Origin of the sequence: Luteibacter aegosomaticola (assembly GCF_023078475.1) — a bacterium.
GTDB classification, from domain to species: domain Bacteria; phylum Pseudomonadota; class Gammaproteobacteria; order Xanthomonadales; family Rhodanobacteraceae; genus Luteibacter; species Luteibacter aegosomaticola.
Genome location: NZ_CP095741.1, coordinates 2,805,223 through 2,832,003 on the forward strand (window position 1 = coordinate 2,805,223; position 26,781 = coordinate 2,832,003).

At 62.8% G+C, this 26,781-nt stretch carries 25 protein-coding genes; 9 read left to right on the forward strand and 16 right to left on the reverse strand.

What is annotated here, in order from left to right:
* Nucleotides 1–773 precede the first annotated feature (773 nt).
* Entirely contained in the window at nucleotides 774–1,070 is a 297-nt protein-coding gene (locus L2Y96_RS12330; protein WP_247326004.1) for a hypothetical protein, read from the forward strand.
* Between the two features lie 465 nt (nucleotides 1,071–1,535).
* Nucleotides 1,536–1,694, forward strand: a complete 159-nt coding sequence (locus L2Y96_RS12335) for a hypothetical protein (protein WP_247326005.1) — start codon at nucleotides 1,536–1,538, stop codon at nucleotides 1,692–1,694.
* A gap of 396 nt (nucleotides 1,695–2,090) precedes the next feature.
* On the opposite strand, the gene L2Y96_RS12340 is transcribed toward L2Y96_RS12335, so the two are convergent.
* Both L2Y96_RS12340 and L2Y96_RS12345 read right to left on the reverse strand, forming a co-directional pair.
* On the reverse strand, nucleotides 2,091–2,795 hold the full coding sequence (locus L2Y96_RS12340) for a response regulator (RefSeq protein ID WP_247326007.1): 705 nt from the start codon (nucleotides 2,793–2,795) through the stop codon (nucleotides 2,091–2,093).
* A 490-nt stretch (nucleotides 2,796–3,285) separates the two neighbouring features.
* On the reverse strand, nucleotides 3,286–4,848 hold the full coding sequence (locus tag L2Y96_RS12345) for an ATP-binding protein (RefSeq protein WP_247326009.1): 1,563 nt from the start codon (nucleotides 4,846–4,848) through the stop codon (nucleotides 3,286–3,288).
* Nucleotides 4,849–5,125: 277 nt separating this feature from the next.
* On the opposite strand from L2Y96_RS12345, the gene L2Y96_RS12350 reads away from it, so the two are divergent.
* Together L2Y96_RS12350 and L2Y96_RS12355 are read left to right on the forward strand one after the other, a co-directional pair.
* Nucleotides 5,126–5,503: an ANTAR domain-containing protein gene (locus tag L2Y96_RS12350; protein ID WP_247326011.1), complete on the forward strand. Its 378-nt coding sequence runs from the start codon at nucleotides 5,126–5,128 to the stop codon at nucleotides 5,501–5,503.
* An 86-nt stretch (nucleotides 5,504–5,589) separates the two neighbouring features.
* A complete protein-coding gene (locus L2Y96_RS12355; RefSeq protein ID WP_247326014.1) occupies nucleotides 5,590–5,802 on the forward strand; it encodes a KTSC domain-containing protein in 213 nt (70 codons plus the stop codon).
* Nucleotides 5,803–6,359: 557 nt separating this feature from the next.
* Here L2Y96_RS12355 and L2Y96_RS12360 read toward each other — a convergent pair.
* From L2Y96_RS12360 to L2Y96_RS12410, 11 genes are all read right to left on the reverse strand, one after another.
* The gene (locus L2Y96_RS12360; protein ID WP_247326016.1) at nucleotides 6,360–6,635 is read right to left on the reverse strand and encodes a hypothetical protein; all 276 of its coding nucleotides are present in this window, start codon (nucleotides 6,633–6,635) and stop codon (nucleotides 6,360–6,362) included.
* A gap of 335 nt (nucleotides 6,636–6,970) precedes the next feature.
* Nucleotides 6,971–8,242, reverse strand: a complete 1,272-nt coding sequence (locus tag L2Y96_RS12365; protein ID WP_247326018.1) for a cation:proton antiporter — start codon at nucleotides 8,240–8,242, stop codon at nucleotides 6,971–6,973.
* Between the two features lie 421 nt (nucleotides 8,243–8,663).
* Nucleotides 8,664–9,080: a low affinity iron permease family protein gene (locus L2Y96_RS12370; protein WP_247326021.1), complete on the reverse strand. Its 417-nt coding sequence runs from the start codon at nucleotides 9,078–9,080 to the stop codon at nucleotides 8,664–8,666.
* Between the two features lie 557 nt (nucleotides 9,081–9,637).
* Entirely contained in the window at nucleotides 9,638–13,078 is a 3,441-nt protein-coding gene (locus L2Y96_RS12375) for a response regulator (RefSeq protein WP_247326024.1), read from the reverse strand.
* Nucleotides 13,079–13,484: 406 nt separating this feature from the next.
* Nucleotides 13,485–13,997: a hypothetical protein gene (locus tag L2Y96_RS12380; protein ID WP_247326025.1), complete on the reverse strand. Its 513-nt coding sequence runs from the start codon at nucleotides 13,995–13,997 to the stop codon at nucleotides 13,485–13,487.
* A gap of 638 nt (nucleotides 13,998–14,635) precedes the next feature.
* Nucleotides 14,636–14,845: a PhnA domain-containing protein gene (locus tag L2Y96_RS12385; protein ID WP_247326027.1), complete on the reverse strand. Its 210-nt coding sequence runs from the start codon at nucleotides 14,843–14,845 to the stop codon at nucleotides 14,636–14,638.
* Between the two features lie 71 nt (nucleotides 14,846–14,916).
* A complete protein-coding gene (locus L2Y96_RS12390) occupies nucleotides 14,917–15,360 on the reverse strand; it encodes a hypothetical protein (RefSeq protein ID WP_247326029.1) in 444 nt (147 codons plus the stop codon).
* A gap of 292 nt (nucleotides 15,361–15,652) precedes the next feature.
* Entirely contained in the window at nucleotides 15,653–15,850 is a 198-nt protein-coding gene (locus L2Y96_RS12395; protein ID WP_247326031.1) for a CopG family transcriptional regulator, read from the reverse strand.
* Nucleotides 15,851–15,956: 106 nt separating this feature from the next.
* Nucleotides 15,957–16,706, reverse strand: a complete 750-nt coding sequence (locus tag L2Y96_RS12400) for a glycosyltransferase family 2 protein (RefSeq protein WP_247326033.1) — start codon at nucleotides 16,704–16,706, stop codon at nucleotides 15,957–15,959.
* Nucleotides 16,707–17,056: 350 nt separating this feature from the next.
* A complete protein-coding gene (locus L2Y96_RS12405) occupies nucleotides 17,057–17,521 on the reverse strand; it encodes a hypothetical protein (protein ID WP_247326035.1) in 465 nt (154 codons plus the stop codon).
* A gap of 504 nt (nucleotides 17,522–18,025) precedes the next feature.
* The gene (locus L2Y96_RS12410) at nucleotides 18,026–18,208 is read right to left on the reverse strand and encodes a DUF3606 domain-containing protein (RefSeq protein ID WP_247326037.1); all 183 of its coding nucleotides are present in this window, start codon (nucleotides 18,206–18,208) and stop codon (nucleotides 18,026–18,028) included.
* Nucleotides 18,209–18,564: 356 nt separating this feature from the next.
* Here L2Y96_RS12410 and L2Y96_RS12415 point away from each other — a divergent pair, with 356 nt between their 5' ends.
* Complete coding sequence (locus L2Y96_RS12415; RefSeq protein WP_247326039.1) at nucleotides 18,565–18,783, forward strand: hypothetical protein; 219 nt, start codon at nucleotides 18,565–18,567, stop codon at nucleotides 18,781–18,783.
* 180 nt (nucleotides 18,784–18,963) lie between these two features.
* Here L2Y96_RS12415 and L2Y96_RS12420 read toward each other — a convergent pair whose 3' ends face one another.
* Nucleotides 18,964–19,359 (reverse strand): hypothetical protein, encoded by a 396-nt coding sequence (locus L2Y96_RS12420; protein WP_247326041.1) that lies wholly within the window; start codon nucleotides 19,357–19,359, stop codon nucleotides 18,964–18,966.
* Between the two features lie 798 nt (nucleotides 19,360–20,157).
* The gene (locus L2Y96_RS12425; protein ID WP_247326043.1) at nucleotides 20,158–20,376 is read right to left on the reverse strand and encodes a hypothetical protein; all 219 of its coding nucleotides are present in this window, start codon (nucleotides 20,374–20,376) and stop codon (nucleotides 20,158–20,160) included.
* A gap of 506 nt (nucleotides 20,377–20,882) precedes the next feature.
* Here L2Y96_RS12425 and L2Y96_RS12430 point away from each other — a divergent pair.
* The 3 genes from L2Y96_RS12430 to L2Y96_RS12440 all read left to right on the forward strand — a co-directional run bounded on the left by L2Y96_RS12430 (nucleotide 20,883) and on the right by L2Y96_RS12440 (nucleotide 25,203).
* Nucleotides 20,883–23,198: a sensor domain-containing diguanylate cyclase gene (locus L2Y96_RS12430; RefSeq protein WP_247326044.1), complete on the forward strand. Its 2,316-nt coding sequence runs from the start codon at nucleotides 20,883–20,885 to the stop codon at nucleotides 23,196–23,198.
* 169 nt (nucleotides 23,199–23,367) lie between these two features.
* Nucleotides 23,368–23,877 (forward strand): hypothetical protein, encoded by a 510-nt coding sequence (locus L2Y96_RS12435; RefSeq protein ID WP_247326047.1) that lies wholly within the window; start codon nucleotides 23,368–23,370, stop codon nucleotides 23,875–23,877.
* Between the two features lie 1,173 nt (nucleotides 23,878–25,050).
* Nucleotides 25,051–25,203: a helix-turn-helix domain-containing protein gene (locus L2Y96_RS12440; RefSeq protein WP_247326050.1), complete on the forward strand. Its 153-nt coding sequence runs from the start codon at nucleotides 25,051–25,053 to the stop codon at nucleotides 25,201–25,203.
* Nucleotides 25,204–25,320: 117 nt separating this feature from the next.
* On the opposite strand, the gene L2Y96_RS12445 is transcribed toward L2Y96_RS12440, so the two are convergent.
* Entirely contained in the window at nucleotides 25,321–26,082 is a 762-nt protein-coding gene (locus L2Y96_RS12445) for an EAL domain-containing protein (RefSeq protein WP_247326052.1), read from the reverse strand.
* Between the two features lie 200 nt (nucleotides 26,083–26,282).
* On the opposite strand from L2Y96_RS12445, the gene L2Y96_RS12450 reads away from it, so the two are divergent.
* Nucleotides 26,283–26,717, forward strand: coding sequence for a universal stress protein (locus L2Y96_RS12450; RefSeq protein WP_247326054.1), 435 nt, complete (start codon nucleotides 26,283–26,285; stop codon nucleotides 26,715–26,717).
* Nucleotides 26,718–26,781 lie beyond the last annotated feature (64 nt).

Below are 26,781 nucleotides of genomic sequence, written 5' to 3' on the forward strand. Positions count from 1 at the left end.
TTACACCTGCCGATCGGGTTGGAATGCCGGAGCACTTCCCAACCGAACGGAACAGCGTGCCCAAGAACCAAGTCCGCACACAGGCATCAACTCGACGACTTCAGACTTGGTCTGCTGTGCAAACGGGCCATGCTTTCATGCGTATTGCACGCGCAACGTCACAGCTTCCGAGCAATTGCCGCACCTATAGAATGCGCCTTCCTTCCTCAATGGAAACCGGCCGGTTCCCGATCCTTCGCTCCCCTGAGTCGAAAAAGACTCCGTGCTGGAGTCACCACGTACCAATGTGCCACCACAGCTACAGCCACCCGAAGGCGAGAGGACACTGCCCTGCTGTGTCCCGTCAACGGCTGAGCGGACCCTGCAGTCTTCCGACAGGTCTCATCGTGCTATTTACGATTGCGACCCGGCACAGCCTTATATCGCGCGCCGGAGCCAAACGCGCAAATCCGTTAACTCGTCGATCGATTGGATCGACACGGGTGGCGATGCTGTGCGCGCAGGCTTTGATATCTGGCGTCAAAGGCGGGACCTGGCGAAATTATGTCGCGGGCCTCCCGATTCTCCGCTACCTCGCCCGCGACATCGAGTGGCTGGTGGGATTGCCATCGGGCTGGGTGAGCGGTCTTGTGACGGTCCAAACTGCTCGCCTCCCCGGTCACATCGAATCGCTGCCACCCTCCGGGGGGGACGGCCCTACGCAAGGATCTGGACACCCCGCGGTCCGAGAGCGCACCCTGACCCAACCCCGCATCCCTCGCAACGGACCAGCAATGACGGACAATAACGCTGCCATCGACACCGCAGCCCTGCTACAGGAAGGTGCGGGTCTGCGTGACGCCCTGTTCGTCTACGACATCACCGAAGTGCGTTTTCGTGTGCTTCGGATCCGCGAACTGGCCGTCATTCTCGGATTGCCGGAAGTCCACGCGGCCGCCGAAGTATTGGCCCATGATCTCCGAGGAGAGGGTCAGCTCCCGCGCCCGGACAGCGCGTCGGCTCTTGTCTCGTTATCGGATGCAGTCAACGCACTTCACAGAAAACTGCGCAGACTGTCGCCGCCGGGTTGAACCAGCCCCGGCCGCCGGGGGCGCGTTTTGCGCCAGGTCAGCGCCCCATCGTCGCTCCCACCTGAAGGCCCTGCCATCACTCGGTCGGTACATACCGCCGCTTTCGAGGAGCCGTGCGGGGGGGCGCTGCGGCCCGTGACTCCGCGACTGGCCCCATGCGCCGCCCGTTTCCCCATAGGACTTTCGGGTGCCGTAGATCATCGCGGTACGTCAAGTCTGACCGTCAGCGGCCGATAATGAGCTGTCCCATGCGTCAACAGTTCCCTGCCTGCCATGACCAACCCTTTCTCCACTACCCGAACCGCCAATCTCAGAGCGCTCTGCGCGGCGCTCGAACGCCGAGCCCTTGCCGGCTCACACCGGTTGGCCGCCGCGTTCGGGCCATCAATGACCCCTGAACGCCTCAGAGCGCTCCTTGCGGGGTCACCGATGCCTGATTTCCTCGCCCGCTCCGTGGAACATCTCATGGGAGTGCCCTGGCACTGGCTTGACGAGGCCCACGACACAGTCGAGGATGCCGCCCGCCATCTCCTCGTCGAGCAGGCGCTCCGGGCGGAGTTCCCGGAGCGCCTCACGGCGCACCCGGAGGTCGTTGCCGCCCTTCCCGCCCTGCTCGACGCCTAGCCGGCCTGCGGACGACTCAAGCAAAAGGTGTCAACGCGCCACCGTCCAAAAACGCGGGTTTATCGGCGCGGACATGGCCGTGGAGGGCAGGCTTTGGGGAAGCCCCGGCCGCTGTCTCAACGGGTGCAAATAGCACCCATGAGCGCTCGGAATCCTGTCCCCATCGGGCATACCCCTGACCAGCCCCGGCGGATGTCGAAAGAGCGCCTTGATGGCACACAGACGATCACAACCGGCGCGCGGCCATCTTCAAGGTACGTTGGCCCTTATCGACCAGGGAGAGCACATCCCCGACACCATCGCCCGGGAGATCGACTGGTTCATGAATCGCCCACCCGGGTGGCTCCATCGGGGGCCGGAAGAGACCGATCCCTGACATCGGTCGATCTTGCCTGGTCAGGCCGGCTTTCCCAGAAGCTCGAGAACAGCCAGCAACTGCCGTCGCTGGTAGGGCTTGGCGAGAAAGATGGCGCCTTCCGGGATATCAAGCGCGCCTTCGGCATGGCGACCCGTAACGATGACGAGCCCCGTGCACGGCCAGCGGCTGCGCACGGCATGTGCGAGCGCCAATCCGTCCCCGCGCTCGTCGAGGTCGATGTCGGTCACCACGGCATCGACGATGCCGGCTTCGAGCGCCGCGAGTGCCTGCGCGACGCCGGCCGCTGAGCTCGCCTGCCATCCTGCGCTGTTGAGAACACCGCAGGCAACCTCACGCAAATCCTCGTCGTCTTCCACAACCAGAACGTGTTTCGCCCCAGCCCTGACGACTGGATGGGTATTGCTGACCACCGGGGAGGATGGCGCGTCCCCGGCCACCACGCGCATGGTGACCTTCTCGACGAGGGACCGGACGGCGTTACAGCAGATCCTGCTGTCCTGTGCATTTGCAAAAAAAAGGATGCGGTCCTCTTCAACCGACAGGAGTGCAGCCGCCAGTGGCGCCCGGACGGACGCCGCCTCAACGGTGAATGTATCGGTCCAGGTTTGGCTGGGCACCATGTCGAGGAGCGCCACCACGGGGGCGTCGCGAACGACATCAACGGTGTCTTTCAGGGGCGGAACGTCAAACCCGACGATGCGGGGGTGACGGTTGGTTGGCATGTGCACTATTGGTGGGTAACGGGGCTATCCGAACACGATCCGGAATCGGGGACGGGAATTCTCGCACGTAGGGCCGCACGGATTCATTCCCTTACAATGGGCCAGCTGCCATCGGCGTCCTTCTGCAGGACAGTCAACTCATCACTCCTCTGCTCCATCATCCGGGCTCTGTCACAGGCTGCGTGGAGAGCCAGCAACCCGTCGGTGTACGACTCGCCGTCCGCGCCGTTGATCGACACGTCCCATATGCGCGAACTATGGGCGCGATACATGATGCAGATACGGGAATGCGTCATTCTTGCTCCAACAATTTCGAACCACCGATACCCTGGTCGAGCATCAAAAGTCTCCGATACGGGGATGCCAGCAGCGGGAATCCCTAGGGCATCAGTGCTCCGTCGCCTCCTTCCGAGGCCTTGCACGACGTGTCGTTGTCCAGGCTGGATGGCGTCGACGTGACCCGTCGAGGCGCTCATGCTTACCCGGCAGCTCACGAGGTGACGCTGGCCGCGACCGTGCGCAATGCCACCGTTAGTGCGTCGCGGTCAAAGGGTTTGCTGAGACGAAGCACCCCTGGCAGTTCGGCAGGGTCCAGTTCCGCATAACCGGTCGCGATGATCACGGGAAGGTTTGGCCGCAGGGCACGCGCAGCATGTGCGAGATCGCGGCCGGTCATACCAGGCATGGCAAAGTCGGACAACAGCACGTCGCAGGCCGCACCGCCCTCCAGGAGATCCAACGCCTGCTGTCCTCGCTGCGCGCTCAGTACTGTATGTCCAAGATTCTCAAGCAGCGCAGCGACCGTCTGGTGCACGAGCGGGTCGTCGTCAACAAAAAGGACGCGAAGAGGGCGGAACCCGGGTGCCCCCACTGAAGAATATCCGACTTCCGCAATGCCTGCCTCCGCCGCCAGTCCGGGGAGCCATAATTCAACCCGGGTCCCCTGGCCGGGCTCGCTTTTCAGCACCACCCAGCCTCCAGACTGGACGGCAAGACCGTGGACCGTCGAGAGGCCGAGACCGATCCCTTTGCCCGTCTCCTTGGTGGTGAAGAACGGGTCCATCGCACGGGAGCGGGTCGCCTCGTCCATGCCGGTACCATCGTCGGTCACCGAAAGACACACATACCATCCGGCCTTGTCGCGCTGATCGCCCTGTGAACCCTCGGCCGACTCCACGCCCACGACGATATGTCCTCCCTCCGGAAGGGCGTCCCGTGCGTTGATGACCAGGTTGAGAAGGGCCAGCTCCAGCTCGTGGGGATCGGCAAAAATGGGCGGCACATCCGGTGCGACCTGCGTGGCGACCTCCACTTCAGGGCCAGCGGTGGCGCTCATCAGGCCCAGCAAGCCGTGCACGAGCATAGCTGGATCGACCGCTTCCGGACGGAGCGACTGGCGACGGGCAAACCCCAACATTCGCCGCGTGAGGCCGGCCCCTCGATCGACGCTGGCCCGGGCGATGCGAAGCAATGCCCCCATGCGCTCGTCGTCGGGAGATCTCAACTCCATCAGGTCGAGGGTCCCCTGGATGGCCATCAGTAAATTGTTGAAGTCGTGCGCCACGCCGCCCGTGAGCTTTCCAAGGGCATCCATCTTCTGCGCGAAAAAAAGCGCTTCTCGCGCTTCATCGAGCTCCTTCCGGGCGTCTCGTTGCGTCGTAACGTCCCGGGTGACCTTGGCAAACCCAAGGAGCTGGCCGTCCGCCGTCGTTATACGGTCAATGATGATATGTGCCCAAAATTGCGTCCCATCCTTGCGCACACGCCATCCCTCCACCTCCACGCGGCCAGTTTCCCGGGCGTTGGCGAGATTGGCCGCGGGGGCGCCGTCTGCCTGATCTTCGGGCGTGTAAAAGCAGCTGAAATGCTCGCCAATGATTTCGCCCGCTTCGTATCCCTTGATGCGGACCGCGCCCGCATTCCACGTGACGATGCGGCCGTGTGGGTCGATCATGTAAATGGCGCAGTCAACAACGCCGTCAATGAGCAGCCGAAGCTGGGTCTCACTGTGGGCCAGAGGATTCCCCTCGCCCATCGAATCTGTAGAAATCATGAAATAGGCTCCCCACGGCGCACGGTCTCCAAGGGTGCGCTCGGATCAAAAAAATCGGCAGGGAGCCTAGGGAATCCGACGTTAAGCGCATGTCGAGGAAGCGACCGCGCAAGAGAAATGACGGAAATGAGCAGACGCGAGTTGTACGAGGTCAGATCTTCGGGTTGGTGGGCTTGACCGGCCGATTCGACGGGCGTAATGAAATCGGGTCGGCTATCCAGCCACGGCAGCGCTCCGGACGCTAATCATCCACACGAGCCCGACGAGGAGGTGCCCATTGGCTTCCCTTCATTCCAGACCGCTCGCCGTGGTCATCGAGCCTCATCCGATCGTGGCTGACACTGTCGCCGACTGCCTGCGTGAGCGGGGCTTCGACGTCCTGTCAGTCCCGACACATTTTGGGGCCGCGGCCCGTGTCATCGAGCACGAGCGGGTCGACTTCCTGGCTGCCGCCGTCCCCGCGCCAGGTGAGGATCGCTCTGGCGCCTACCTTGCTGTTGCGCGGTTGAAGAATCCCGGCATGGCCATTCTCGTCATGCTGTCTGACCCTGACGAGTCTACCGAGGATGCCCCCCTGACGGCTGCGCGCCTCGTCAAGCCCTTCGACCGCCAGGCGCTCACCCATGCGATTGACGAGGCGCGCCACACGGCTTGATAGGTGTTCGAAGTCAGCATGGCGTCTCTTTTATGGGACAACGGGGCGCGGTATGATTCAGGCGTGACAACCGCCGAGGTGCCCCCGTGCTGCGCGAATCGGTCCAGTCCTCCGTTCTTGCCTCGGTCGGCTATGATCCTGACCATCAAATCCTTGAAATCGAATTCCTTTCAGGGACGGTCTATCGCTACTGGCATGTCGAGCCACTGCTGCATGTGCGCCTGATGCAGGCCTCCTCAAAAGGACGGTTCTTTGATGCGGTCATCCGTGACGCCAGACCCTTCAAGCAGGTCTCATGATTCACAAAAGCGCCCTCCGCAGGTAGCCGTCGCTGCCGTCGCGCAAGACACCAAGCTGGACCGCAGCTGACGTTAGTCCAGCCCGTCCGGATGCTCGCGATCCATCCAGCTCCGCGGCGGGTTCATCGACCTCTCGAGATTCCTTGCACCGGTATCGTCAATCGGTCATCCACCAAACATACGGTCTAACTCGACACGGGTCATCCCGAGAAGGACCGCCAGCGATGACTCCCCTGCGCCTTCCCCGCGCAGCTTCCGGAAAGGCGCCATGAGATTCCCGTGGATGTGCAACGATCATCGGTGCGAACGGCCCAGGGCGGCCGACGACGCAGCAGACGACTCGGTGCGTCTCATCAAGCCTTCGGTCATGAAGACCTGATGGCCCACATCCACCGCTCCACAGAAGCCAGCGGGCGAACATGCAACGCATCAGGAGGATTACTGGTCCAGAATCGGCCTGTTACTCCGAGGGTCGGGATACCCCCCAGAAACCCAGACCAGCACGCAGGAGAACTAGCCCGTCGACGAGGTGCAAGCCCAGACGTTCCCGCAGAGAATCAGCGGCGTGACATCGGAATCGCGGCCACCAATGCTGCAGCGATGACGTCCTGGCCCAATCGCCCTACATCCTCCTCCCTGAATGCGTCCACGGCCGCCCGGGCAACGGTGTACGCGTGCGCAAGGGCTTGACTGTACGACGGGAGAAGCTCAGGTAAAGTCCGCTTGCACAACACCTCACCATTCACCCGGCCGATGACGAAGCTCGCGGTGTAACCCTTACCGGTGACGGGTAGGGCGTCAATGTCCACGGTATAGGGGGCGAATTGGTTCATGGCGGTCGCGATCCTGGGGACGACATAGAATGACCCAAATCCTCGTGATGACATCGTCGACGCGAAGGCGCCGTGTATCGAGCGAGCCCGCGCGACGTCCCTCCACTCCGTCATGCGGGCCGTTCTCCTTGGCCTTCCCAGCGTGGCAGTCGAGAGGATTCACTTTTCTGCAACGCTTTGCCCGCCGGATCCCGGCCTGTGGAAACCGTTGAGAAAATACCGGTGGGTTGTCCAGGGCGCTTCCGCTTCCGCCAGTGACCGCACCATACGGTCTCGGCGCACTCTCGCGTCGTGGCCTTGGCAAGGCTATCTCCCGACAAGTCCCTGAGCGGTCACTAATCCGTGTTGCGAGAATCGAGCTTCCCCTTCAATGCGCGGGACCGCCAGCGCATCAACGGGGTCACGCTGACACCGTGCACCAGAACGCTCACGGTCACCACGGTGATGACGATGCCTTCCAGTGCGCCCAGCCGGTCCTGCTCAAGGCCGTGGCCGATGGCAAATGCCAGATAGTTCAAGCTGCCCAGCCCGCGGATGCCAAACCAGCCGATCAAGGCCCGCCGCTGCCACGGAACCGGACTACCAATGGTCGACAACCAGACCGCAATGGGACGAATCAACGCCATCAAGCAGATCGCAACGCCTGCCCCCGTCCAACTCAAGGCCGGTACCGCGGCGATGCCGACCGCCATGACCAAGGCGGCGGCGATGAGACGTTCGACCGTTTCACCAAACGAGAGAGCATCAGACACCACCCAACCCACGGTATGCCCGGGATGCTCGATCGCTGCGCCGGCCCGCTCATTTGGATTGACCCGCGTCTCGGCCGGCGCCAGATCGGCCGGGTCTGCGGCGTGGTCATTGGCCGTCCGCTGACTGACGTGAAGCTCGACCCTGCGCAGCCCGACGCCGGCGGCAAACGCCGCCAGAAACCCAGAGGCGTGAAGCCACTCGGCGGCAGCATAGACCCCAATCACGATTCCAAGGGCCAGGAAGTCGCTGGGCGCCACATCACGCGTGGCGTGGCGCAGGCGGATCCCCAGATGACCCATACCCCACCCCCCGAGAAAACCAATGGTCACTCCACCCAGTAAGCCCCAGAAGACATCCACCGACAGCCAATGCATCCAGACTTGATCGAGTGTTGCCCCAGGGACCATCAGGGCCAGCGCAAGGAACAGCACAGGTAGCGCTGTCGCGTCATTCAGGCCGGCCTCCCCTGAGACAGCCACGCGCAGCGCATCATCGTCCCTGGCATCGTCTACCGAGACCAACGACGCCAAGACCGGATCGGTCGGGCTGACAATGGCGGCGAGCGCCAGCGCCCACGGCAGTGACCATCCCAGGGCGAAGACGGCAAGGAGTGTGACACCGGCGGCCGTCAGCGCCATGCCCGCCAAGGCAAGACGCAACGACATCCTCCAGCCTCCATGACTGAACGGCAGTCGCAGTTTCAGCCCCGTGATAAAGAGGGACACGACCATGGCCGCCTCGGAGAGCGATCGGAGCCAATGGATGTGGTCAGCGGTCAATGGCAAGCGAGTTAGGGCGAACACGCCGGGCCCCACCGCAACACCGCCCAGAAGGTAAATAGCAAACGTTGTCACGGGCCCTCGCCGGATCCACCCCGACAAGAAGGACGTGACCAACAGCAGGCCGGCGGCAAAAAGGAGCCATCCAAGGGTAGGCATGCCCCATCGTTGCGAGGAACGCATCAAGGGGGCGCGAAGCAGCACCGTCCAGACGGTCCCACCGGGTTGATCCCTTCCCGTCGACCGACGTCTTTACAAGGGGCGAGGATGGATGATCAGCCGGTGTCCATAGGCCCTCCGGGAAACGGTCCGGCATGGCGCGTGAATATCCTGCGAGAAGGCCAGCCGAGTCCTTCAGGGCGCCCATCGGTCAACAACATATCCCAGGGCGAGATTACCGCTGCAAGAACGACTTCCAGGTGTTGCTAGGAGGGGCGTGTTGCTGAAGACATGGGCGGTGCGGTCGGACAATTCGGCCAGATGCCCCTGCCCGGACTCAGGTCACCCCGACGTCCGGGTTCGCGGCAATCCCGCCGGGCCCGCTGGTGCGCCGCGCCTTTTCGGCGCGACGCACGTATTCATCGCGGATCTTGTCCAGCGCAGCCTGGTCCAGGTGCTCGAGATCCATCAACTCGTCGTTGGCGTGCCTGAGCGCTCCGATGATTTCATCGAGTTTCAAATGGACCGCGCAAGCATCGCGGTTCTGGGAGCCTTGAATCAGGAACACCATGAGAAATGTCACGATAGTCGTGCCGGTGTTGATGACCAGTTGCCACGTTTCGCTGTAGTGGAACAGCGGGCCACATGCAGCCCAGATGGCGACGAGGACGGCAGCTCCGATGGAGGCGGCAGGCGTCCCCGAGGCACTGGCGGCCCAGGTGGTCAGGCGGTTGAACAGGGATCGGTTTGACATGCGGGTTAGATGGGATGGGCCAGTGTCACGTATACGAAATCGAAAGGCATCCTGCGACCACGCAACTTCCTGCGGTCAGCCTGTGGTCGAATTGATGGATCTGTTGAGGTCTTCGGGTCGCTTGTTGCTGCCCTCGAGACAAGCCGCTTTTCTATCAGTTACGAAGGGGGTGGGGTCTCATCCTTCCGTCACCCCGCGGCCCAGAGTCGTGCCCCTTGGATTGCTTTGTCTGCCCTTCCCCGTCTCCGCGCGACGGTCCGGTCCGTCCGCGTCCCATGCCGGGTTCCCAGCCATGGTGCGCGCCGCGCAATCAGACAATCGGATCACAATGCATAAGCTCCCAGACCAACGGGGAGGCACCGCCGACACCTCGGAGATCCCGAACGCTCCGTTTCCTGAAGCCTCGCCGCGCTTCATTGCCGAACATCACGCAGGGCTTGTGAGCGCGTCTTCTTGCCCGGACCGTTGCCACCGTCAAGGCGCACCGAGGCTGGGCACCCGCGCGGCCATGTCGCCTTCCTCACCACGATGACGCACCTGCTCCGCGGTCAAGCGAGCTAGCGGCGATCTGTGAGCCACACGCGAATGAGCGAGAGCAACTTGTCGACATCCAGCGGCTTTGCCACGTAGTCACTTGCGCCCGCTTCGAGAGCCTGGGCGCGGTCGTCGGGCATCGCCTTGGCAGTCAGCGCGATGATGGGCAGCTTGGTGAAACGGGCGTCCTGACGAATCTCACGCGTGGCGGTCAGCCCGTCCTTGACGGGCATCATGATGTCCATCAAGACAAGTTCAGTGGGTTCCTGCCCGCCAGAGCCCGACTGCGCCAGCAGGTCTATCGCTTCCTGGCCGTTCCGGGCGACGGTTACGATACATCCATGCGGCTCGAGGACGTTCATGAGGGCAAAGACGTTCCGCACATCGTCCTCGACGAGCATGATGCGTCGCCCCTCGAGAACCGAGTCACGATGCAGTGCCGCCCGGACCATGCCCTGCTGGGGTTCAGGCAGCTCGCTTACCACCTGGTGGAGGAACAGGGTCACTTCATCAAGAAGGCGCTCAGGGGATTTCGCCCCCTTGATGATGATGGAGTTCGAATACCGCCGCAGACGTTCTTCCTCCGCCGACGACAATACGCGGCCGGTGTAGACAATGACCGGCGGGAAGGCATGCTCGTCGCTGGCACTCATTGCTTCAAGAAGGGCAAGGCCCGACGTGTCCGGCAACGACAGATCAAGGACCATGCAGTCGAAGGTCTGGGCCTTCAAGGCCGCGAGGCACTCGGCCGCCGTTGCCGCGCCCACCGTTTCGACGTCCGCAGTGGCCAGCAGATGGCGGATGGCGTCAAGCTGGACCGCGTCGTCTTCGACCACCAACACGCGTCGCGGACGTTGCGACAACCGGGCTTCGAGCGAGTCGAGCACACTGCCAAGGTCGTCCTGGCTCACCGGCTTGACGAGATATCCCACCGCACCGAGCGACAGCGCTGTACGCGAGTGGTCCGAACCGGAGACGACATGGATGGGGATGTGGCGGGTGCGAACATCGTGCTTGAGGATATCGAGCACGTGGAGGCCCGACTGATCCGGCAGACCGATGTCCAGAACGATCGCCTGGGGAAGCTGCTCGCGTGCCATGACGAGTGCCTCACCTGCAGTGCTGGCGTGGATGGTGCGGAACCCCATCTGCCGCGCCTGACTGCCAACGATCTCCGCGAACGCCGCGTCGTCCTCGATGACCAGGATGAGGCGCCCTGCTTCCGAATCACGCAAGGGGAGGACTGCGGGCGACAGACCCATCGACGCAGGGGCCAGAGCGGGGACTGACATAGATGTGTCAGTGCTTCTGTGCACAGGCTCCGGTACCGTTGGCGCGCGTGATTCTTGCCCGACAGTGATCCCGTTCATTGCTGACGTCACAGTCAAGGTAAACGTGCTCCCCATGCCCGGCTCGCTTGTCACTTCGATGGCGCCTCCAAGAAGGCGCGCGAGCTCCTGGGAAATGGAGAGGCCGAGCCCTGTGCCGCCGTATCTGCGGCTGATGGACCCGTCGGCCTGCTGGAACGCGTCGAAGATGCGTCCCTGCTGGTCGGGCGCGATGCCGATTCCCGTGTCGGTCACTGCAAATGCAACCATGCCGCCCCGTTCGAGACGGGCCGACACCGTCACGCCACCGCTCTCGGTGAATTTCAACGCATTCGACAGCAGGTTCTTGAGGACCTGCTCGAGTCTCTGGCGGTCAGTCTCGATGACGGGCGGGCAGCCGGATTCGATGGTTACAGCAAAGCTCAGTCCCTTTTCTGCAGCCAGCGGGGAAAGACGCGCGGCAAGGCCCTTGAGCAAGGCGTCGACGGACACCGGTTCGGGGTGCGTCTCGACATGCCCCGCCTCAATCTTGGACAAGTCCAGGATGTCGTTGATGAGCGTCAACAGGTCGTTGCCCGAGGCGTGGATGGTCCGGGCAAACTTGACCTGCTCATCGGTGAGGTTTCCGGGTGCATTGTCGGCCAGGAGCTTCGAGAGGATGAGCGCAGAGTTGAGCGGGGTTCGGAGCTCATGGCTCATGTTTGCAAGAAACTCTGACTTGTAGCGACTTGCCCGCTCGACCTCTTCCGCTTTGGCCTCAATGGAACGATTTGCGGCCGCCAGGGCGTCCCGCTGTGCGCTCAACTGCTGGGAGTGGTCAGCGAGGTGGGCGTTGGTCTGCTCGAGTTCCGCCTGCTGCTCTTCGAGTTCGTGCTGGGATTCACGTAGCGCCTGGCTTTGTTCCTCGAGCTCCTCGTTTGAAACGCGAAGTTCCTCCTGCTGGACCTGGAGCGCTTCGGACTGGCGCTGCGTTTCCTGGAGAAGGCGTCCGAGCTCGGCACGGTAAGCGGCTGACCGAAGCGCCACGGCAATCGCCGGAGACGCCTGTTCGAGCAAGGCGACAACATCGGCGTCAACGGCCTTGAAAAAGCCGAGTTCAACGACGCCGTGAACCTCTCCGTCCACCACCCCGGGCGCAATAACCAGATGCCGCGGCTCTCCCTGGCCGAGACCGGACCCGACCGTGACGTAGCCTGCTGGTACGTCGGAGACAACCATGACCTCCCTTTCATCAGCGGCCCGGGCAACGAGGGTGCCGCCTGCCGTTCGGCTTGCAACGCCTGCGGCCGGAGCCAGTCCCACAGCGCCGACACATCGCAGCGCATCGTCCGCCCGGGCAAAGAGGACACCGGCCTGGGCATTTGTAAAGCGCGCCAAGAAACCAAGGATGGCCGCGGCAACCTCTTCGATGTCCTTGTCACCGCTCATGGCAGCCGCCAACTCCAGCCGTCCCATCTGCAACCACGCTTCCCGTGCCTGCGCGCGGGCATTGCGGCGGATGAGGACCGCCACAAACAGAGTGAGTCCCACCCCAAGCAAGGCGCTCGCTGCCCCGCTGGTCAGCGCTGTGCTGTAGGCGGTCTCCATCTCGGCGAGACGTCGCGTGCGCTGGTCGAATTCGATTGCCCGCATCGCTGCCAAGCGCGCACGAATGTCGTCCATCGCGACCTTGCCGCGGTCGGAGGACACAACGGCAAGGGCGGCATCGAGCCCCTTGTCGCGGCGCAACTCGATGGTTTCTTTCAATTCGTCGAGTTTGTCGTTCACCCTCGCGGCGAGCTCCCGGAGCCGCGCCTGCTGGCCCGCATCCCCGTCGAGCGCCAGGCGGATGGTGTCAACCCGGGTAGGGATGACCGCCAGCGCCGTGCGATATGGATCCAGATACGCATCATTGCCGGTGAGCAGGAATCCACGTTGGCCGGTCTCGGCGTCCTGGACGCTCGAGAGGATGTCCGCGAGTGCTGCGACGGTCTCCTGGGAGCGAATGACCTGAGCATTGTCAGCTCGGATGGTGCGGATGTTGGCCCCGGCAAGAAGCCCGCTGGCCACAAAGAACAAGACAACCACTACGAGGATGACCACGGTGCCGGCATCAGCCCGGGTGCGACGGGGGGAATGGCTGGGCTGCTTCGTCATGGGAAGGTCATTGGTGACAATCTCCTGAATTTAACACGCCGCGCCTTGGGCACCAGCGTTTTCCTTGCATGTATCGAGCAGCATCCAGGAGACGGAACATGATTTCGTCAGATCACCGTTGGTCTCCTCACCACCGCCTCCTTTCGCCAAAAGTATCCTCGTCTCCCAGACTGCCGGGACGCGCTAGGGGAAGCCATCAAATTCCACGGGTCCGGGTTGACGCTCTCCGGTCCCCTGCAGGAACGCCTACAGCTTCCAGGTGGGCCTTTCGTGGTTCGAGCCCTGCGGGTGAGGCGTCAAAGGCGACCTCTCTGACTCGAGAGGGACTCGGCAGAATCGGCATGCTCGCTGGCCCCTGGTCATTGCACACTGCAGCCCCCGGCGACGCCACTCCTAGCGGCGACGATCAAGGTCCGTCCTGGGAGCCTTCTTCATCCATCCAAAACCGGCGCTTGTGTCTAATCCATTCGACTTCTCGGGCAAAGAGGTCCGGGACCCGCAAGCCGTTCAACATCGCATCCAGCCACCGGCCGCTGGTGCGGAGTGCCCGCGCCTGTGCCCCAAGAGCAGTGATGCCATCCCCACTCATCTCGTCGAGCACCTCACGCAACCGCGCGTGGCGTGCGCGCTGAACAGGATCCATCGCCAACCGATCCGTCGTCGCATTACGACGGTCAATGGCTTCCCGAAGCGCATCCGCCAGCAGGGTCAGTGCTGGCCACCAGGCGTTGTCCGAACCCTTATCAGTGAGCCGAAGGATGGCCGAAAGGCGTTCGGCAGCGTCAGCAATTGATATCCGAGATGACGCACGTGCAACCGTCGCGATCCGCTCGGAAAGATCAACGGCCTCATCGATTCGGCCATCCTCGATCGCGGATGCCAAGGCATGCGCGTGGTCAACTATCTCGTAGAGTTCCATGGATCTCTCCACATCATGCCGGAGCGCACGCGTAACTTGGTGCCCCCTTGTGTGTCGCCTACTGTACCCCGCCCCCGCATGTGTCGTCGCACCTGGGTTGCGACAAGAAATACACGTCGGGCGGACCACCCGACCGATAGGGGCACAAGGCGGGGAACCGGCGCCATGGGTGCGATCGAGTCGCGCGCCCACGATGATGCCTGATGGCCCACCCCGCATCGGCAGGCGCGCTGGGCGCTGTCGTAGCCCCGCGTGGTGGGAGCACGGACACTCCCATGATCAGTGACATCCCGGTGCGCCGGCCGCTCTGCTGCAGTCTTGCGTCGGTCCGAGCGCCCGGAAGTTTTCTTGCCCCGCGGTGTCCGTGCCGCCCGGTCATTGCCAATCCCACCAGCTCAACATGGGCGGTCGCGACGTCAGTTCGGCCGGGTCCACGTCCCAGCTGCCATACGGCGCGTTGGGTACAACGCTCTGCGCCGTCTGGAAGATGGTCCGTGATGGCGGCTGCGCCGTGTATCGTTACTCCGCCCCTTATGGCGTGGCACACTTGAGCCGGAAATTGCCGGACAACCTTGCGCCTCCTCTGACCCTTGCCTCACCACGGAAGCCACACCTGATTCAATGGTCCGCAGGCAACGCTACGCCTTTTTCAGGTAGCACGTCTTCAGCACCAGCACGCTCTTTCCTTCGCGGCATTCGACTTCCGCCTCATTGTCGGTGAGATGAATTCCCTTGAACTGCTTTCCACGCTTGAGCGTAAGGGGCGCGTCTTTCACCTTAAGATCCTTGACGAGCAGGACGGCGTCTCCTTCCGTGAGTTCGTTTCCATTGGTGTCACGTGCTGCCATGGTGTGTGTTCCAAAATGGAACGATTGAGTGACGACCGGGGCGATGACCCGCCTGTACCTATCGACGAAGCCTATTTGCGGCGACGGCCGTTTGAGCCGACCCAGCGCACATCACCGACAAGCTTTGTCCGCATCGCATCCCATAGGGGACTGGCCCTCTGGGGGTCATCGAGGTGTCGTGCGACGCCCTCCGCCATCACATGCGCGAGTTCCAAAGGAAGCGGCAGCGGCTCACCGGGCCAGTACCGCAATTGCATGGGCGCAAGTCGATCGCCCTCCTCCATCAGCGGCAGTACCGACATGAATGCATCTGCCTGCGCCTTGCGCGTCTGCGCATCGACCTCGGCAGACACAGCAACCCTCCGTGCCGTCTGATTGGTCTGTTTGAGGTATGCGGCATATGGGGCCATGCACTCGCCAAAGAGCGAGCGGCACCGTGTGCCGATGCTGACAGGGCGCCCGACCGGACTGTCGAGCCGTGCCATGGTCAGCCGAACGGGCAGGCGCAGAACCATGGCAGCGAGCGTTGCCTCCGCAATGGTCTCGTCCGAATGGAGGCACGCGAAAAATTGTGGTGCGTTCTCTGCCAGCCAGGAGCGGTTGCCCGCAGTTACGTGTTGGCCGAAGCGCTGCCCTGCCGCCGATAACGCCTCGCCGAGACGGGGCCACGCATGGGCGACCTCAGGCCAGCAAAAGACACGAATCGATCGCAGCGCACCTGACGGGTCCGCCGGGGATCGGGTCGAGGTCGCCCACACGGCAACCTGGGCAGCGGGTAATGGACCGGCGGACGGCGAGCGTGCTTCGTTACTCACCGTTTGCCGCCGGTGTCGGATCGTCTACGTGCCACGGGCGGCCTGAAACCCGCTCGATGTAGTCGCGGATGAGTTGGCGCACCACCTGCGAGGGTGTGGTGTCTTGCTCTTCGCAGAGGCGCTCGAAAACCGCCTTCTTCCGCGGATCGATGAGAACGGTCAACCGGGCTGTCCGCGTTTCCTGGGTCATGGCTGTCTCCAATGCACATCTGATTATCATAGCATGTGTGCCTAAATCGCCATGAGTTCGGCTGGCGCCGGGTCCTTACAGTCCCCGACGGCGCGCCCCTGTGCTGCTACGGGGGCGGCCGCCCGTCGTGCCCCGCTCCGACGCCCGCTCCTGCGCGGGCGCCGCGCAGCCGACCAAGGACGACATGGCGGAGGACGGCCGCTGCCAGATAGCGGGCAATGCGTGCGATGTCCCGCACCGGGCGGAAATGACTGCCACGCAATCCCTGCCCATACCGGGCATGGATGGGCACATAGGCGATGCGCATTCCCAACCTGCGCGACGCTTCGACGAGCACGGCACTTTCGAAAGCGAAATGGCCGACGGACGGAGGCGAGCAATCGAATACGCTACCAGGATAGTAGCGAAGGCCACTTTGTGTGTCGGTGATGGGCTGACCCGATGCGACCTTCACCGCCCAGTCGCCAAACCCGTTGGCCAGCCTGCGTAGCCAGGGCTGGGACTGACGGTCCTTGAGGCGTGCGCCGATGATGATGCTTCCTGGAAGTTGGCAGGCGGCTTCGAGCACCTGGCGAACATCGTCGATACGATGTTGGCCGTCGCCGTCGACGGTAATTACCCCATGATGCCCGCGGGCCCGCACCGCGGCCCAGCCGCTTTTGAGTGCATCGCCCTTGCCCCTGCATCGGATGTGACGGATGACCCGCGCCGAATGGGCCAACGCTATCTCCGTCGTCTTGTCTGTTGAGCCGTCGTCGACGACAAATACTGGCAGGCCAAACTCGGCGAGGTCCTCAAGGACGCTCCCCAGTGCGGCCTCCTCGTTGAGGCAGGGGACGAGAAACGCGATGGTCATGGTCGCCTCGCTACTGGAAGGACCGACGGTAGGCCCGTCCGCGCCGTGATCTCGTGAAGATCTAGCCCCCCCCTGGAGTCGACCGGAAGGTGCCCGTCAGGGCGCAGGGGCGTAAGGGCGCTTCGCGGCAATACCAGCCAGGACCGAGAGAGAAAGCAAGCTCAGGATGCTGAAACCCGAAGCGAATAGTCGCCCAGGTTCGCCAGCATGATGAGTGCGCCTGAGAAGCGTGCACCGGCGAATCGCTCCCCGCTGATTTGTCGCGCCGGTGGCGCTAGTGGGCGCCCCCACGCCAATTACTACCGCCAAACGTCGATGCCAGCCCCTTTTTACGGTGGAAAGAGCTCTCGTTAGGCCCGATCGTGACTCTGCACGCGGGAGATGCGGACCGTGGATGCGGCCGGCTCGACCCTTGTGATGCGCGTTGCGTTCCATTCAATTACGCCTGGCGAAGCGCTCGATTCGAATACCGGCCCACGCTCATCGCGCGTCCCGCCATCATTGAAGCGGAGGGTCAGTATCGCTTCCTCGATGCCCCCCATTGCCATCAGCCGGGTGACGACGGCCGGTGCAAAGGTGACGTCCACGCAAGCCTCATCCGTCCGGTGGTCTTCAACGCTGATGCCGTTCGTATGCACCATCCCATCAGAGTGCGCATGGTGCACGGTGACGTGGAATGTCCGCAACTCCCTGCTGGTCCGGATGGCGGCTCCGTCGGTCAAGGTGCCGGTGAAGGAAATCTGGTACGTTTGTCGCCCCCGGTCATTGATGCCTTCAATCACCGGATTCTGGAGCCTCAAGCTGAGTTCGTGCACTGCGCTTTCCTGTCTACGGGCGCCCGCCAGCATCCCGGAAAGCCGAGAAGCGAGTCGCCAACCCTTCAGTTTGTCTGCGTCCCCAAGAGCCGCACCGGTTGGCCCGAGGCTTCGCCGCCCTCACCGGACACCGGGGTGGCGTCCAACTTCTCGCGCGAGACGGACTGCGGCAAGTGTCCCCGCCTCAGGCACATCCGGGCTCGCAGGCGGTTCACCGCCCACCACTCCAGCGTTATCGGCAGCGCTTCTGAAACCTTTAGTCCGTGTCTCATTTTTGCACCCCCGACCGTACCTGCGGCCATCGGCTGCAAGACGTCAGGCAGAGCGCTGATGGAGACAGCGGGGGCCACACTTGCGCGCCTTCGCCATCGGCCGCACCCCGCATGGACTACGTCGAGCCGCCGCCTCTAACGCCGGCCAACGGCTATGCTGCCCCTGCGCGATGAGGTGCTCCAAACAGCGTTCGAAAAGGGGTATCACAAGCGGTCGCCTCGGCGCACCGCGTCACCGGCGGCGTCGCAATTCGGCTCTGACGTCGTCGGCCATGGGCCCGACCCGCTGGACGGCACGCCTGAGCTGCTCGGGGGAAACGCCGAGAGCCCTGGTCCAGTACTCGAGCTCGTAGTCCTCCTTCACATTGATGCGCTTTGCGTCCGCGGGCCCGCGCTTTTTCGTGTCATCGCTCATGGCATGCTCCACTTCAATTAGCCAGTAAACACGGTTGGGCATCAACAACACGTAGTCGGCACATTGCCACTTCTTCAACGACTTTGTCGGTCGGCAGGACCTATCGCCCCACGACCGGCCTGACCTCGTTCCAAGAGCCACCTGCCATCGGTCTGACTGCAATCCCCCCCGACGAGGTCCACGGCGGCGACTCGCAGCCGCCGACCGACTGACCGCCGGGATCCGGGTGACCGTTCTCGCCCTGCCCTATCCTGCAACCCGTTTACCCTTGCTCTAGGGACACAATTTGCCGAAAAACGCCCTAGTCGCTGACCTGGGTCCATGGTTCGATTGCGGCCACATCAGGGGTAATTTCCATGTCGCCGAAGCTCACTCCAACGCAGTTGCTCACGCTGCGACAGCTGGCCGACACTGCCTTCCTTGCCGTCCGGACGCTGGACAAGACGCCCTGCCGCGACCTGCAGGCTCACGGCCTTGCATACGAGGATGGCGACGGATGGTGGCGCATTACCGAGGCCGGGCGACTCATCCTCGATTCGCTCGGGCCCCACGATCAAGCGCAGCATCGCGCTTGATGCACCACGACCCGAAACGGGAGCGTGTGCGGGGGGCGGCGGGCACAGACGGGCAAGCCGTTCTTCCCCAGGTTGCCCCGGGGTGACTCGGCCACGCCCTGCGCGAACGCTGATGGCCCTGGCGCAAGGTCCTAGACGCTTGCAGCACGTGCCTCGTCAGATCGACTCTGGGCTACACCTTCAGCCGCGAACGATCCCCAGCAGCTCATTGGCCTCTTCTTCCGTGACCGCGTCCGCTTCCACGAAAAACGTGACCTGCGCGGACGATTCGAGGTCTTGAATCACCGTCATCCCTTCACCGAGAAAATCTCCTTCCACCCGACCGCCGAGCGTCAGAATGCCGCTTTCCACCGAGCCGACGGTGAACCCGCCAGCGCGTTCAATCAGCCCCATGCCGAGATCCTTGTGAAACCAGATGACCTTTCCGAACATCAATGAGCTCCGATGCGCCGGCGAGCGCCCGGCCCCCTTTGTTTCGGCATCCCACGGCAATGGTTGAGCGACCATTCTTTCACATTCGTGATTGGAGAGATCGCAGTCGCCGTCCACGCGCCCTTGCCTCCGGATGTGCATCATGGAAAAGGTTACTGGCTTGGCAGCTGGCGCCCGGTGTGCCTGCAACCTTCCTGTGCAGGCCCGGGCTACGTCTTCCCGTGGACTGTCGCACCTCGAACCAGATGTCCACCATCACCACGGCAATCCGACTCCCTTGCAGGCATCCCGTCCAATGATCGAAGCAACCGGCATATGCTCCCGCTGTGGCGCCCCTCTCGGCGATCTCATCGAGGGAAACCACTTGTGTCCCCAATTGTGCGGACCCCGGAGCGGGCGTTGACCACCGTACCCGTAAGAGGCGGAGTGTGATGTCCCGCGAGGTTGCGACGCCAACAACGCCAATGGCCGAGAAGGACAAATCCGGAAGACCTTCCTGACATGGGTACCTGCGTGCCCGCCGCGCCGGACGACGTCGACCCCGACCATCCAGATGTGCCTGCTTGCGACCAGACCGTATGAGACGCGTCCTCGCCCTTTTGTCGCGCCGTTGAGTAGGCGCGTTTCCCACTGGCCGAGCATGGCAAAGCGTTGACCGCCTGCACCCGGATTGTCGTCTGTCCGTCCTTGACTGCCCGCCATGACCGTCAAGGTCCAAAGAGCGAAAATCATACCCGCCTGCAAAATCCGTCCCGCGCCAGCCGCAGCGGTTTGCGATCCGAAAAAAGCTGAGTCAAACAGCGCAACTGAAAAGGACGGGTGACCCTGAGCACCTGTACTTGCCGCCCTGGCAGCGCTGTTTGCACCCCAGATGTGGAGGCTGGCACCGGTGAAGCCGCGAGTCCGAAAGTCGTCCTCTTGCCAATTGTCGTGGCGGTCCGGCTAAAAATCGGCAACCGCGCGAATACCCCAGCGGAGGACGGTCATCTGCACAGCCGCAGGGATGCTCCCTTTGTCCTCCGCGGTGCCGGTCAGGGGAACGCTCAGGATCTTCCCTTCGATTTCTGCAGACCACACCACCTCGCGGCCGAGCCAGTCATGCGTGACGAGGGCCACCAGATGCCGGCCGTGCTCGTCAGTGACGACGATGCGTTGTTCCATGGCGTCTCCCAATTGGTGCAGCCTATTGACACGACAGCATGCAGGGCACGACACCGCGGGTAAAGAGGGGTGAACAAGGTCCACCTCCCTTATCCCCCTGCATCCCCCGAACCTCTCCACGACGGACACCGCATGTCGACGCCGGCCGAGGCCGCCCTCCCGATTGATGGTATCGGGAATAAAAGTGGATGCAGGCGACGCATTCCCGCGACTGGGGCCTCGGCGCGGGACGCCCGTTCTCCGCCCAGGCAAGGTCAGCCCCCTTTGCCCCACATAGCATGTTCGACGTTCCGGTTCGAAGACAGGCAAAGTGGTCGATTGCGTGTTGACGAATCCGAATTGATGCCAGATGCACGCCTGCGGCAAGGGGTATTGGGGATCCCCTTGGCCCGTGCCAGCGACACGGCGCGGGAGACCAAGTCATCGCATAAACCTGCCAAGCACCGCCATTTGCCAGCCGACATTGAGTGATAGATTCGGGACGACACCCCTCACCCGATTTCCCCATGTTGCCACAACAGCTTTCCCACCTCGTGGACCGCAGCCTCAAGGCGAGTACCAGGCTTGTCGTCCTCCTGACCATCGCCGCGCTGTTCAGTTCCGTCGGCCTGCTGGTTGTCCAGCATCGGGTCAGCGTCGGATACAAGATGCTCTTTGCCGCCGATTCGCTCGCCGATGACGTTCAGAAGATGCGACTGCGAATGGGTGCCTGGGTCATCAAGGGCGACAAGAACGCACGCGACGACTGGCGCAGCACTGTCAGACAAGGACAGGCTCATCTTTCCCGGCTGCAGACCCTGGGGACCCCCGATACGGCGCAGGCGCGATCAATCAGCGAGATCGGTGCGCAGCTGCAGCGGCGCATTGATACCGCAGAGTCCCTATTGGGCGATCCGGACGCCAACGAGCGTGAGGCACGAATCGAGACCCTGATGGGGGATTATTATCAAGGCATCAACGCGCAGCTCATGGATGGGATACACGTGTTCAGCAAAGCGCAGCAGGACCGCCTCAGCGTTCTCGAAGAAAGAGAGAACGCCGTGCTCTCCGCTGCTGGCCTTGTCCTTGTCGCACTCGTCAGCTGGTCCATCCTCTCTCTGCGCAGGACGAGACATACCGCGGCGCGGCTCATCCGCAGTCTCGACGAGGCCCTACGGACGACGGCACGCCAACGCAGCGAACTCGAGGCATTCATTGATGCGGCACCACTTGCGGTGTTCCACGCCGACAAGACCGGACGCCCGACATGGCTCAATGAGGATGCAGAAGAGCTCGTCGGTACCGAACGCGGAACGAGCGTGGTAGAGACAATGCGTGAAGGCCTCCACGCTGACGATCGAGAGCGATTGGTCCGCGCGTGGAACCGCCTGCTCGACGAAGCTACAGAACTCGACGAGGTGTTCCGGATGCGCAGCCGTACGGGCGAAAGGCTGTGGGCCCACGCCCATGCGTGCCCCGTCCGCGTCGGGGACGATGTGACGGGGTTCGTTGCGGTCCTGCGTAATATCACGCCGGAGATGCTTCTGCAGGAGGAGCTGACCCGCAGCCGTCATCAGCTGCAGCGCATCACCGATGCCGTACCAGCGCTCATTGCACGTGTGGACTGTTCGGAGCGCTATCGCTTCGTCAACGCGACCTACGGCGTGTGGTTCGATGCCGCGCCGACCCTCGGCGAATCAATGCGGAATTTCCTCGGAGAGACTGCGTATGGCGGCATCGCGCAGTACGTTCAGCAAGCGCTGGGTGGGAAGACCGTGCACTTTGAGATGCCTCGCCAGCACATTAGGGGACGCGACTTCGTCGGCGACGTAACGTATACGCCTGAGTTCATGGCAGATGGCACCATTACAGGGTTTTACATCATGGTCACCGATGTCTCCGAGCGCAAGGAACTCGAAGAGAATCTGTTCAAAGCAAATGAGATGGCGCAGGTCACACTCGATTCCATTGGTGACGCGGTGATTACAACCGATGAAGCAGGCATCGTCACCTTCGCAAACAGGCGCGCTCAAACGCTGCTCGAGAGACCCGCGGCGACCTTGGTGGGCCACCCGATTGAGGAGGTGGTAAAACTTGTCGATGGATCCGGAAAACCAAGCGAGAGTTCGCTGCGCCGCGCACTCGTTGAACGTCGCCTGGTCGATATGCTTCAACCCCGAAGACTCGTTCTCGATGAGCGCATTTTTCTCGACGTCGAGGATGTTGCCGCGCCCATTGAGATGCGAAACGGAGAACTTGCCGGAGGGGTGTTGGTGGTCCGCGACGTGAGCATTGCCCAAGCTGTCGCTGACCGTATGCGTCAGCTCGCGGAGGCCGACCCGTTGACGGGTCTTCCCAACCGGATGGTCTTTGAACAGCGAACACGCGACGCATTGGCCGCCCGCGCAGGGGACGCCTGCCTTGCGCTGCTCTACATGGACCTCGACGGGTTCAAAGCAGTCAACGACACCTACGGGCATGATGCCGGGGACGAACTGCTGCGCCAATTCGGCCGCCGGCTTGTCGCAATTGCCAGACCGCTTGACGTCGTCTGCCGGCTTGGCGGTGACGAATTCGTGGCGCTGTTGCGCCCGGTGAATGACCCTTCAGGTGCGCTGGCGCGCGCCGGATTGCTCATCGAGGCGGCGGCGGCTCCTTTTTTCTGGCAGGGCATCCCCCTTCACGTGACGTTGAGTGTCGGCATCGCATGTATTCCTGACGACGGTGCGGATGCCCTTACCCTCCTGAGGAAAGCCGACGCGGCCCTTTACTCCGCCAAGCGCAGTGGTCGGAACCGGGCCATCCTCTTTGGCGCTTTGCAGCCAAAAAAGGGCTGCAACTGAATCGGACGGCCAGGTGCGGATGCCTCACGGATGGACCAGCGCATCACGGCACGGCCACGCGCCGGAGCCTCGACCAACGAATTTCGCAATTTATCCCGGGGAAAGTTGCCAAGCGCCGGTAGCCTCTGCCATTCTCAATGCGTCTACAGGCGAAACAACGGAGACTGGGATGGACCTCCACGAAATTGTGGATGACGCCCACGCCCTCGCGTCATCGATTGAATGTGGCGAAATTGAAGAAGCCATGTTCCGGGCGGGCCGAATTGCGACGGCTGCCGCCGCCGATGAGGCTCTTGGAATCGTGCTCGCAGCACACCGCGTTATCACTGCCCTTGCGACTCCCCGCTCCGGCGAGACCGAACTCGGGGCAGCGCTAATTGCACTGTCACACACCATTGAAAGCCGAATAGGACCGTGGTCGGACTCGATGCCTGGTTGGTTTGTGGATTGCCAGCAAGTTAACAGACGTGGAAATTTGCGCGCTGTCCTCGAAGAGCTCGAAGACGAGGGTATCGTCGGCGTTGCAGCCAAGGCGCACTGCCTGCAGGTAAACCCCCTCTTGCTCGAAAACATGCTCAATGGCGGCTACATTCCCGACGCTTTCGCCCGTGAAGTCGAATGGGTGATGCAGCGCCGTGCTGGATGGATGGACGAAGTTCCACATACTCGCGACCTGTGAAAGCATGCAAGGAGTGACTTGTGCATACACTGCCCCGCCCCATCCATTTCAGCTTTCAATGCATCGATCGCACCGGCGCCTCGTTGCTCGCGGAAGTAACGGCGACCCAGGATGATGCAAGTTCCCCATTCGTGTGGCACGCTGTTTTCCCTGCCTCCGGCAATCCGCCGGCCGAAATGCTGGGCTCCTCACAATCACTTGCAGAGGTTCGTGACGACATCCAGTCGAAGGTGCGTCGATTGCTCTCCGATGGTGGTGTCCGGATTCGCGCGTCTGCGTCCGGTACCGAGAGGATAGGTGCCCGAGAGGCTGACGAGGGATGAGATCCCGGTACCGACGACTGGGCGCGGGTCGCCCGGCGGTCGTATCTCCCCCTGTATTCGTCCTCACAATTGCAGCGGAGCTGTCGCCACACGAGACGACCGGGAGAGAGGTCTTCGTTCCGCGACGCCGTGCGGGCTTCCGCGCCTAACCGATGCTGCCCTCCGACGCGCGGCGCCTGCTCCGCAGGCAGGCAAAGGGCATAGCCAAGCCGAACGGGGTATCGCGGGAACCATACCGGCATTTTCTCTTCAATTCTCTCCGGCCATCGGTCCAGGCGCGCGCCATGCTGCCATGAATCCAGGCCAGAATCGACGTGGCCGCATGTGTGGAAGGCGCCAATGGGGCGCCATTCGGGAACCAGAAATTGCAGCAGGCTACGCTCGTTTGCACGCGTTTGCGCCGAACATGGCGAATCCCCGGTTTGGGGGAACAGGATGCCCGGACAAGGTGTAGGGTTGCGATGATTTGACTGGTACTGATGAGATGGCAGGCCCCCTAACCCCTCTCCCCACTTGGCTGACCTCGACCGAGGCCCTGCGACTTGTGCGGGAAGCGCAACGATGCCTTGACTGCACCTCCCCGCCGGACACCGTGGCGTGCACCCACTACCTTCTCCGCGCGCTGCAACTCTTCAAGGATCACTCGGAGGGTGCGTCAATTCCTGTCGCGTCACGTGAGACACCTCCCCACATCGATGGGTCGGCAAGTCGAATGCAGCTCTCCTCGTCGCATGCCGGTGGCCACCCAGGGCCAATGTTGACGGTCCGGACTCCGACGTCAGACGACCACGCGGCGCGCGCCGACCTTCCGCACCACCGGTACAGGGCCGCGCAAATCGAACATGCCCGAATGCTGCTGGGTACGACCCATGAGCGGGTTGGCGCAATTTCATCGACATGCGGTTTCAGCGATCAGGCGCACTTCACTCGCGTCTTCAAGGCAAGCACAGGACTTACCCCGCTTGCGTACAGGGCGAGATACACCCGTCATTGCCCAGTCTGAGACTCCAGGCGGTTGCTGAGTCACCTTTCGCCACTTGACGGTTATGGGACACGGCGGGTGTGCAGTGCGTGACAGCGGGTGGCATCGTCCGAGGCAGCGTTGCGAGCGCGCCGTTTTTCATCGTATCGCGTCGTCGAGCCTCGGCCATGAGATCGCAGGGACCGTGGCGACAGCGGGCTGCGCGAACAAAAACCCTTGCTGCAGCGACACCCCGAGGTCAAGGAGCGCACGGCATTCGTCCAGCGTCTCGACCCCTTCGCCGATCACCCGGATCGCGAGGCCGTGGCAGAGGTCAACGACATGGCGGACGATGAGTTGCCGAGGGCGGCTAGCATGGATGCCCCGGACCAGACCGATGTCGAGCTTCACCAGATCCGGCTGGAAGTCAGCGAGCAGATTCAGTCCTGCGTAACCTGCCCCAAAATCGTCGATCGCGGTGAGAAAACCATGCGCCTTGTATGCCGTCAGGATGCCCACCAGATGCTCGTGGTCGGTGACCTCCTCGTGCTCCGTGACTTCGAAGATGACCCGCCCCAGGGGCCAATGCGCCGCCGCGGCTGCAGCAAGCGTCGCCTGGAGGCAATGCTCGGGGTTGTACACGGCATTCGGCAGGAAGTTGATAGACAGCATCCCGGGCGGCTCAACGAGAGCGGCTGTCCGGATCGCTACAATCCGGCAGGCTTGATCGAAGGCATACCGGTTCTCATGCCGCACCGATGCAAGCACTGCGCTGGCACCCTCGCCGTTGTTTCCACGGACCAGCGCTTCGTGGGCGAAGACCGTCCGCGCACGGACATCGACGATCGGTTGAAAGGCCATCGTGATGCGTTGCGCGACTTCGGCGGCATTGCCGCACCCCTGGCAAATCGTCTGTGTCATTGTCCGTCCTCCCAGCGCTGAGCATACAGGTCCCATCAGTGACGCTCGTGAGGACGTAAGCGCTGGGTCCACCCGCCCCCTGGCGCCGGGTATGGGGATGCGGGCACGGTCAGTCGCATGCGACACAGTGCCCCGGGCCGCCCTGGATAACCCCGCACCACAACCCGATACGATTCCCGCACTGCCCGCGGAGAATGGTCATGTTCCAGCATATCCTCATCGCAACCGACGGTTCGGACGTATCGGATCGCGCCGCCAAGCAGGCCATCGACCTCGCGTCACGCCTTGGCGCGCGGGTCCTTGCCCTTCACGTTGTCCCGGCGCTCCCCGCGTACGCTTACTTTGCACAAGGGATTGAAGGCGCCATACCGACTCCTGATGAGGCGTCAAGGGAAGATGCCGAGTGTCTTGAACGCGTCCAGCGCCTGGCCAAGGCCCATGGGGTCCCATGCGAATTGCGCAGTGTCGTCGACGGCCGACCCTACTGCGAGATTGTCGCCATTGCAGAACGGGAAGGCTGTGACCTCATCGTCATGGGCTCACACGGCCGCCAGGGCCTCGACCGACTGCTGCTCGGGAGTGAGACGCACAAGGTCCTGCTCAGCACTCGCGTCCCGGTCCTCGTCTGCCAATAGCAACCAAGGACGGTGGCTGCGCCAAAGGATACGACCCTCAAGCGCCGCGCCCCCTGGTCCGATT

What these genes read in the sequence shown, in the direction of transcription:
- L2Y96_RS12385 (WP_247326027.1), bottom strand. Translation starts at nt 14,845, where the DNA reads ATGGCAGCACGTGACACCAATGGAAACGAACTCACGGAAGGAGACGCC.
- L2Y96_RS12375 (WP_247326024.1), bottom strand. Translation starts at nt 13,078, where the DNA reads ATGACGAAGCAGCCCAGCCATTCCCCCCGTCGCACCCGGGCTGATGCC.
- L2Y96_RS12335 (WP_247326005.1), top strand. Translation starts at nt 1,536, where the DNA reads ATGGGAGTGCCCTGGCACTGGCTTGACGAGGCCCACGACACAGTCGAG.
- L2Y96_RS12360 (WP_247326016.1), bottom strand. Translation starts at nt 6,635, where the DNA reads ATGAACCAATTCGCCCCCTATACCGTGGACATTGACGCCCTACCCGTC.
- L2Y96_RS12410 (WP_247326037.1), bottom strand. Translation starts at nt 18,208, where the DNA reads ATGAGCGATGACACGAAAAAGCGCGGGCCCGCGGACGCAAAGCGCATC.
- L2Y96_RS12445 (WP_247326052.1), bottom strand. Translation starts at nt 26,082, where the DNA reads ATGACACAGACGATTTGCCAGGGGTGCGGCAATGCCGCCGAAGTCGCG.
- L2Y96_RS12380 (WP_247326025.1), bottom strand. Translation starts at nt 13,997, where the DNA reads ATGGAACTCTACGAGATAGTTGACCACGCGCATGCCTTGGCATCCGCG.
- L2Y96_RS12395 (WP_247326031.1), bottom strand. Translation starts at nt 15,850, where the DNA reads ATGACCCAGGAAACGCGGACAGCCCGGTTGACCGTTCTCATCGATCCG.
- L2Y96_RS12370 (WP_247326021.1), bottom strand. Translation starts at nt 9,080, where the DNA reads ATGTCAAACCGATCCCTGTTCAACCGCCTGACCACCTGGGCCGCCAGT.
- L2Y96_RS12345 (WP_247326009.1), bottom strand. Translation starts at nt 4,848, where the DNA reads ATGATTTCTACAGATTCGATGGGCGAGGGGAATCCTCTGGCCCACAGT.
- L2Y96_RS12425 (WP_247326043.1), bottom strand. Translation starts at nt 20,376, where the DNA reads ATGGAACAACGCATCGTCGTCACTGACGAGCACGGCCGGCATCTGGTG.
- L2Y96_RS12430 (WP_247326044.1), top strand. Translation starts at nt 20,883, where the DNA reads ATGTTGCCACAACAGCTTTCCCACCTCGTGGACCGCAGCCTCAAGGCG.
- L2Y96_RS12450 (WP_247326054.1), top strand. Translation starts at nt 26,283, where the DNA reads ATGTTCCAGCATATCCTCATCGCAACCGACGGTTCGGACGTATCGGAT.
- L2Y96_RS12415 (WP_247326039.1), top strand. Translation starts at nt 18,565, where the DNA reads ATGTCGCCGAAGCTCACTCCAACGCAGTTGCTCACGCTGCGACAGCTG.
- L2Y96_RS12400 (WP_247326033.1), bottom strand. Translation starts at nt 16,706, where the DNA reads ATGACCATCGCGTTTCTCGTCCCCTGCCTCAACGAGGAGGCCGCACTG.
- L2Y96_RS12330 (WP_247326004.1), top strand. Translation starts at nt 774, where the DNA reads ATGACGGACAATAACGCTGCCATCGACACCGCAGCCCTGCTACAGGAA.
- L2Y96_RS12440 (WP_247326050.1), top strand. Translation starts at nt 25,051, where the DNA reads ATGCTGCTGGGTACGACCCATGAGCGGGTTGGCGCAATTTCATCGACA.
- L2Y96_RS12435 (WP_247326047.1), top strand. Translation starts at nt 23,368, where the DNA reads ATGGACCTCCACGAAATTGTGGATGACGCCCACGCCCTCGCGTCATCG.
- L2Y96_RS12340 (WP_247326007.1), bottom strand. Translation starts at nt 2,795, where the DNA reads ATGCCAACCAACCGTCACCCCCGCATCGTCGGGTTTGACGTTCCGCCC.
- L2Y96_RS12390 (WP_247326029.1), bottom strand. Translation starts at nt 15,360, where the DNA reads ATGGTTCTGCGCCTGCCCGTTCGGCTGACCATGGCACGGCTCGACAGT.
- L2Y96_RS12420 (WP_247326041.1), bottom strand. Translation starts at nt 19,359, where the DNA reads ATGATGCACATCCGGAGGCAAGGGCGCGTGGACGGCGACTGCGATCTC.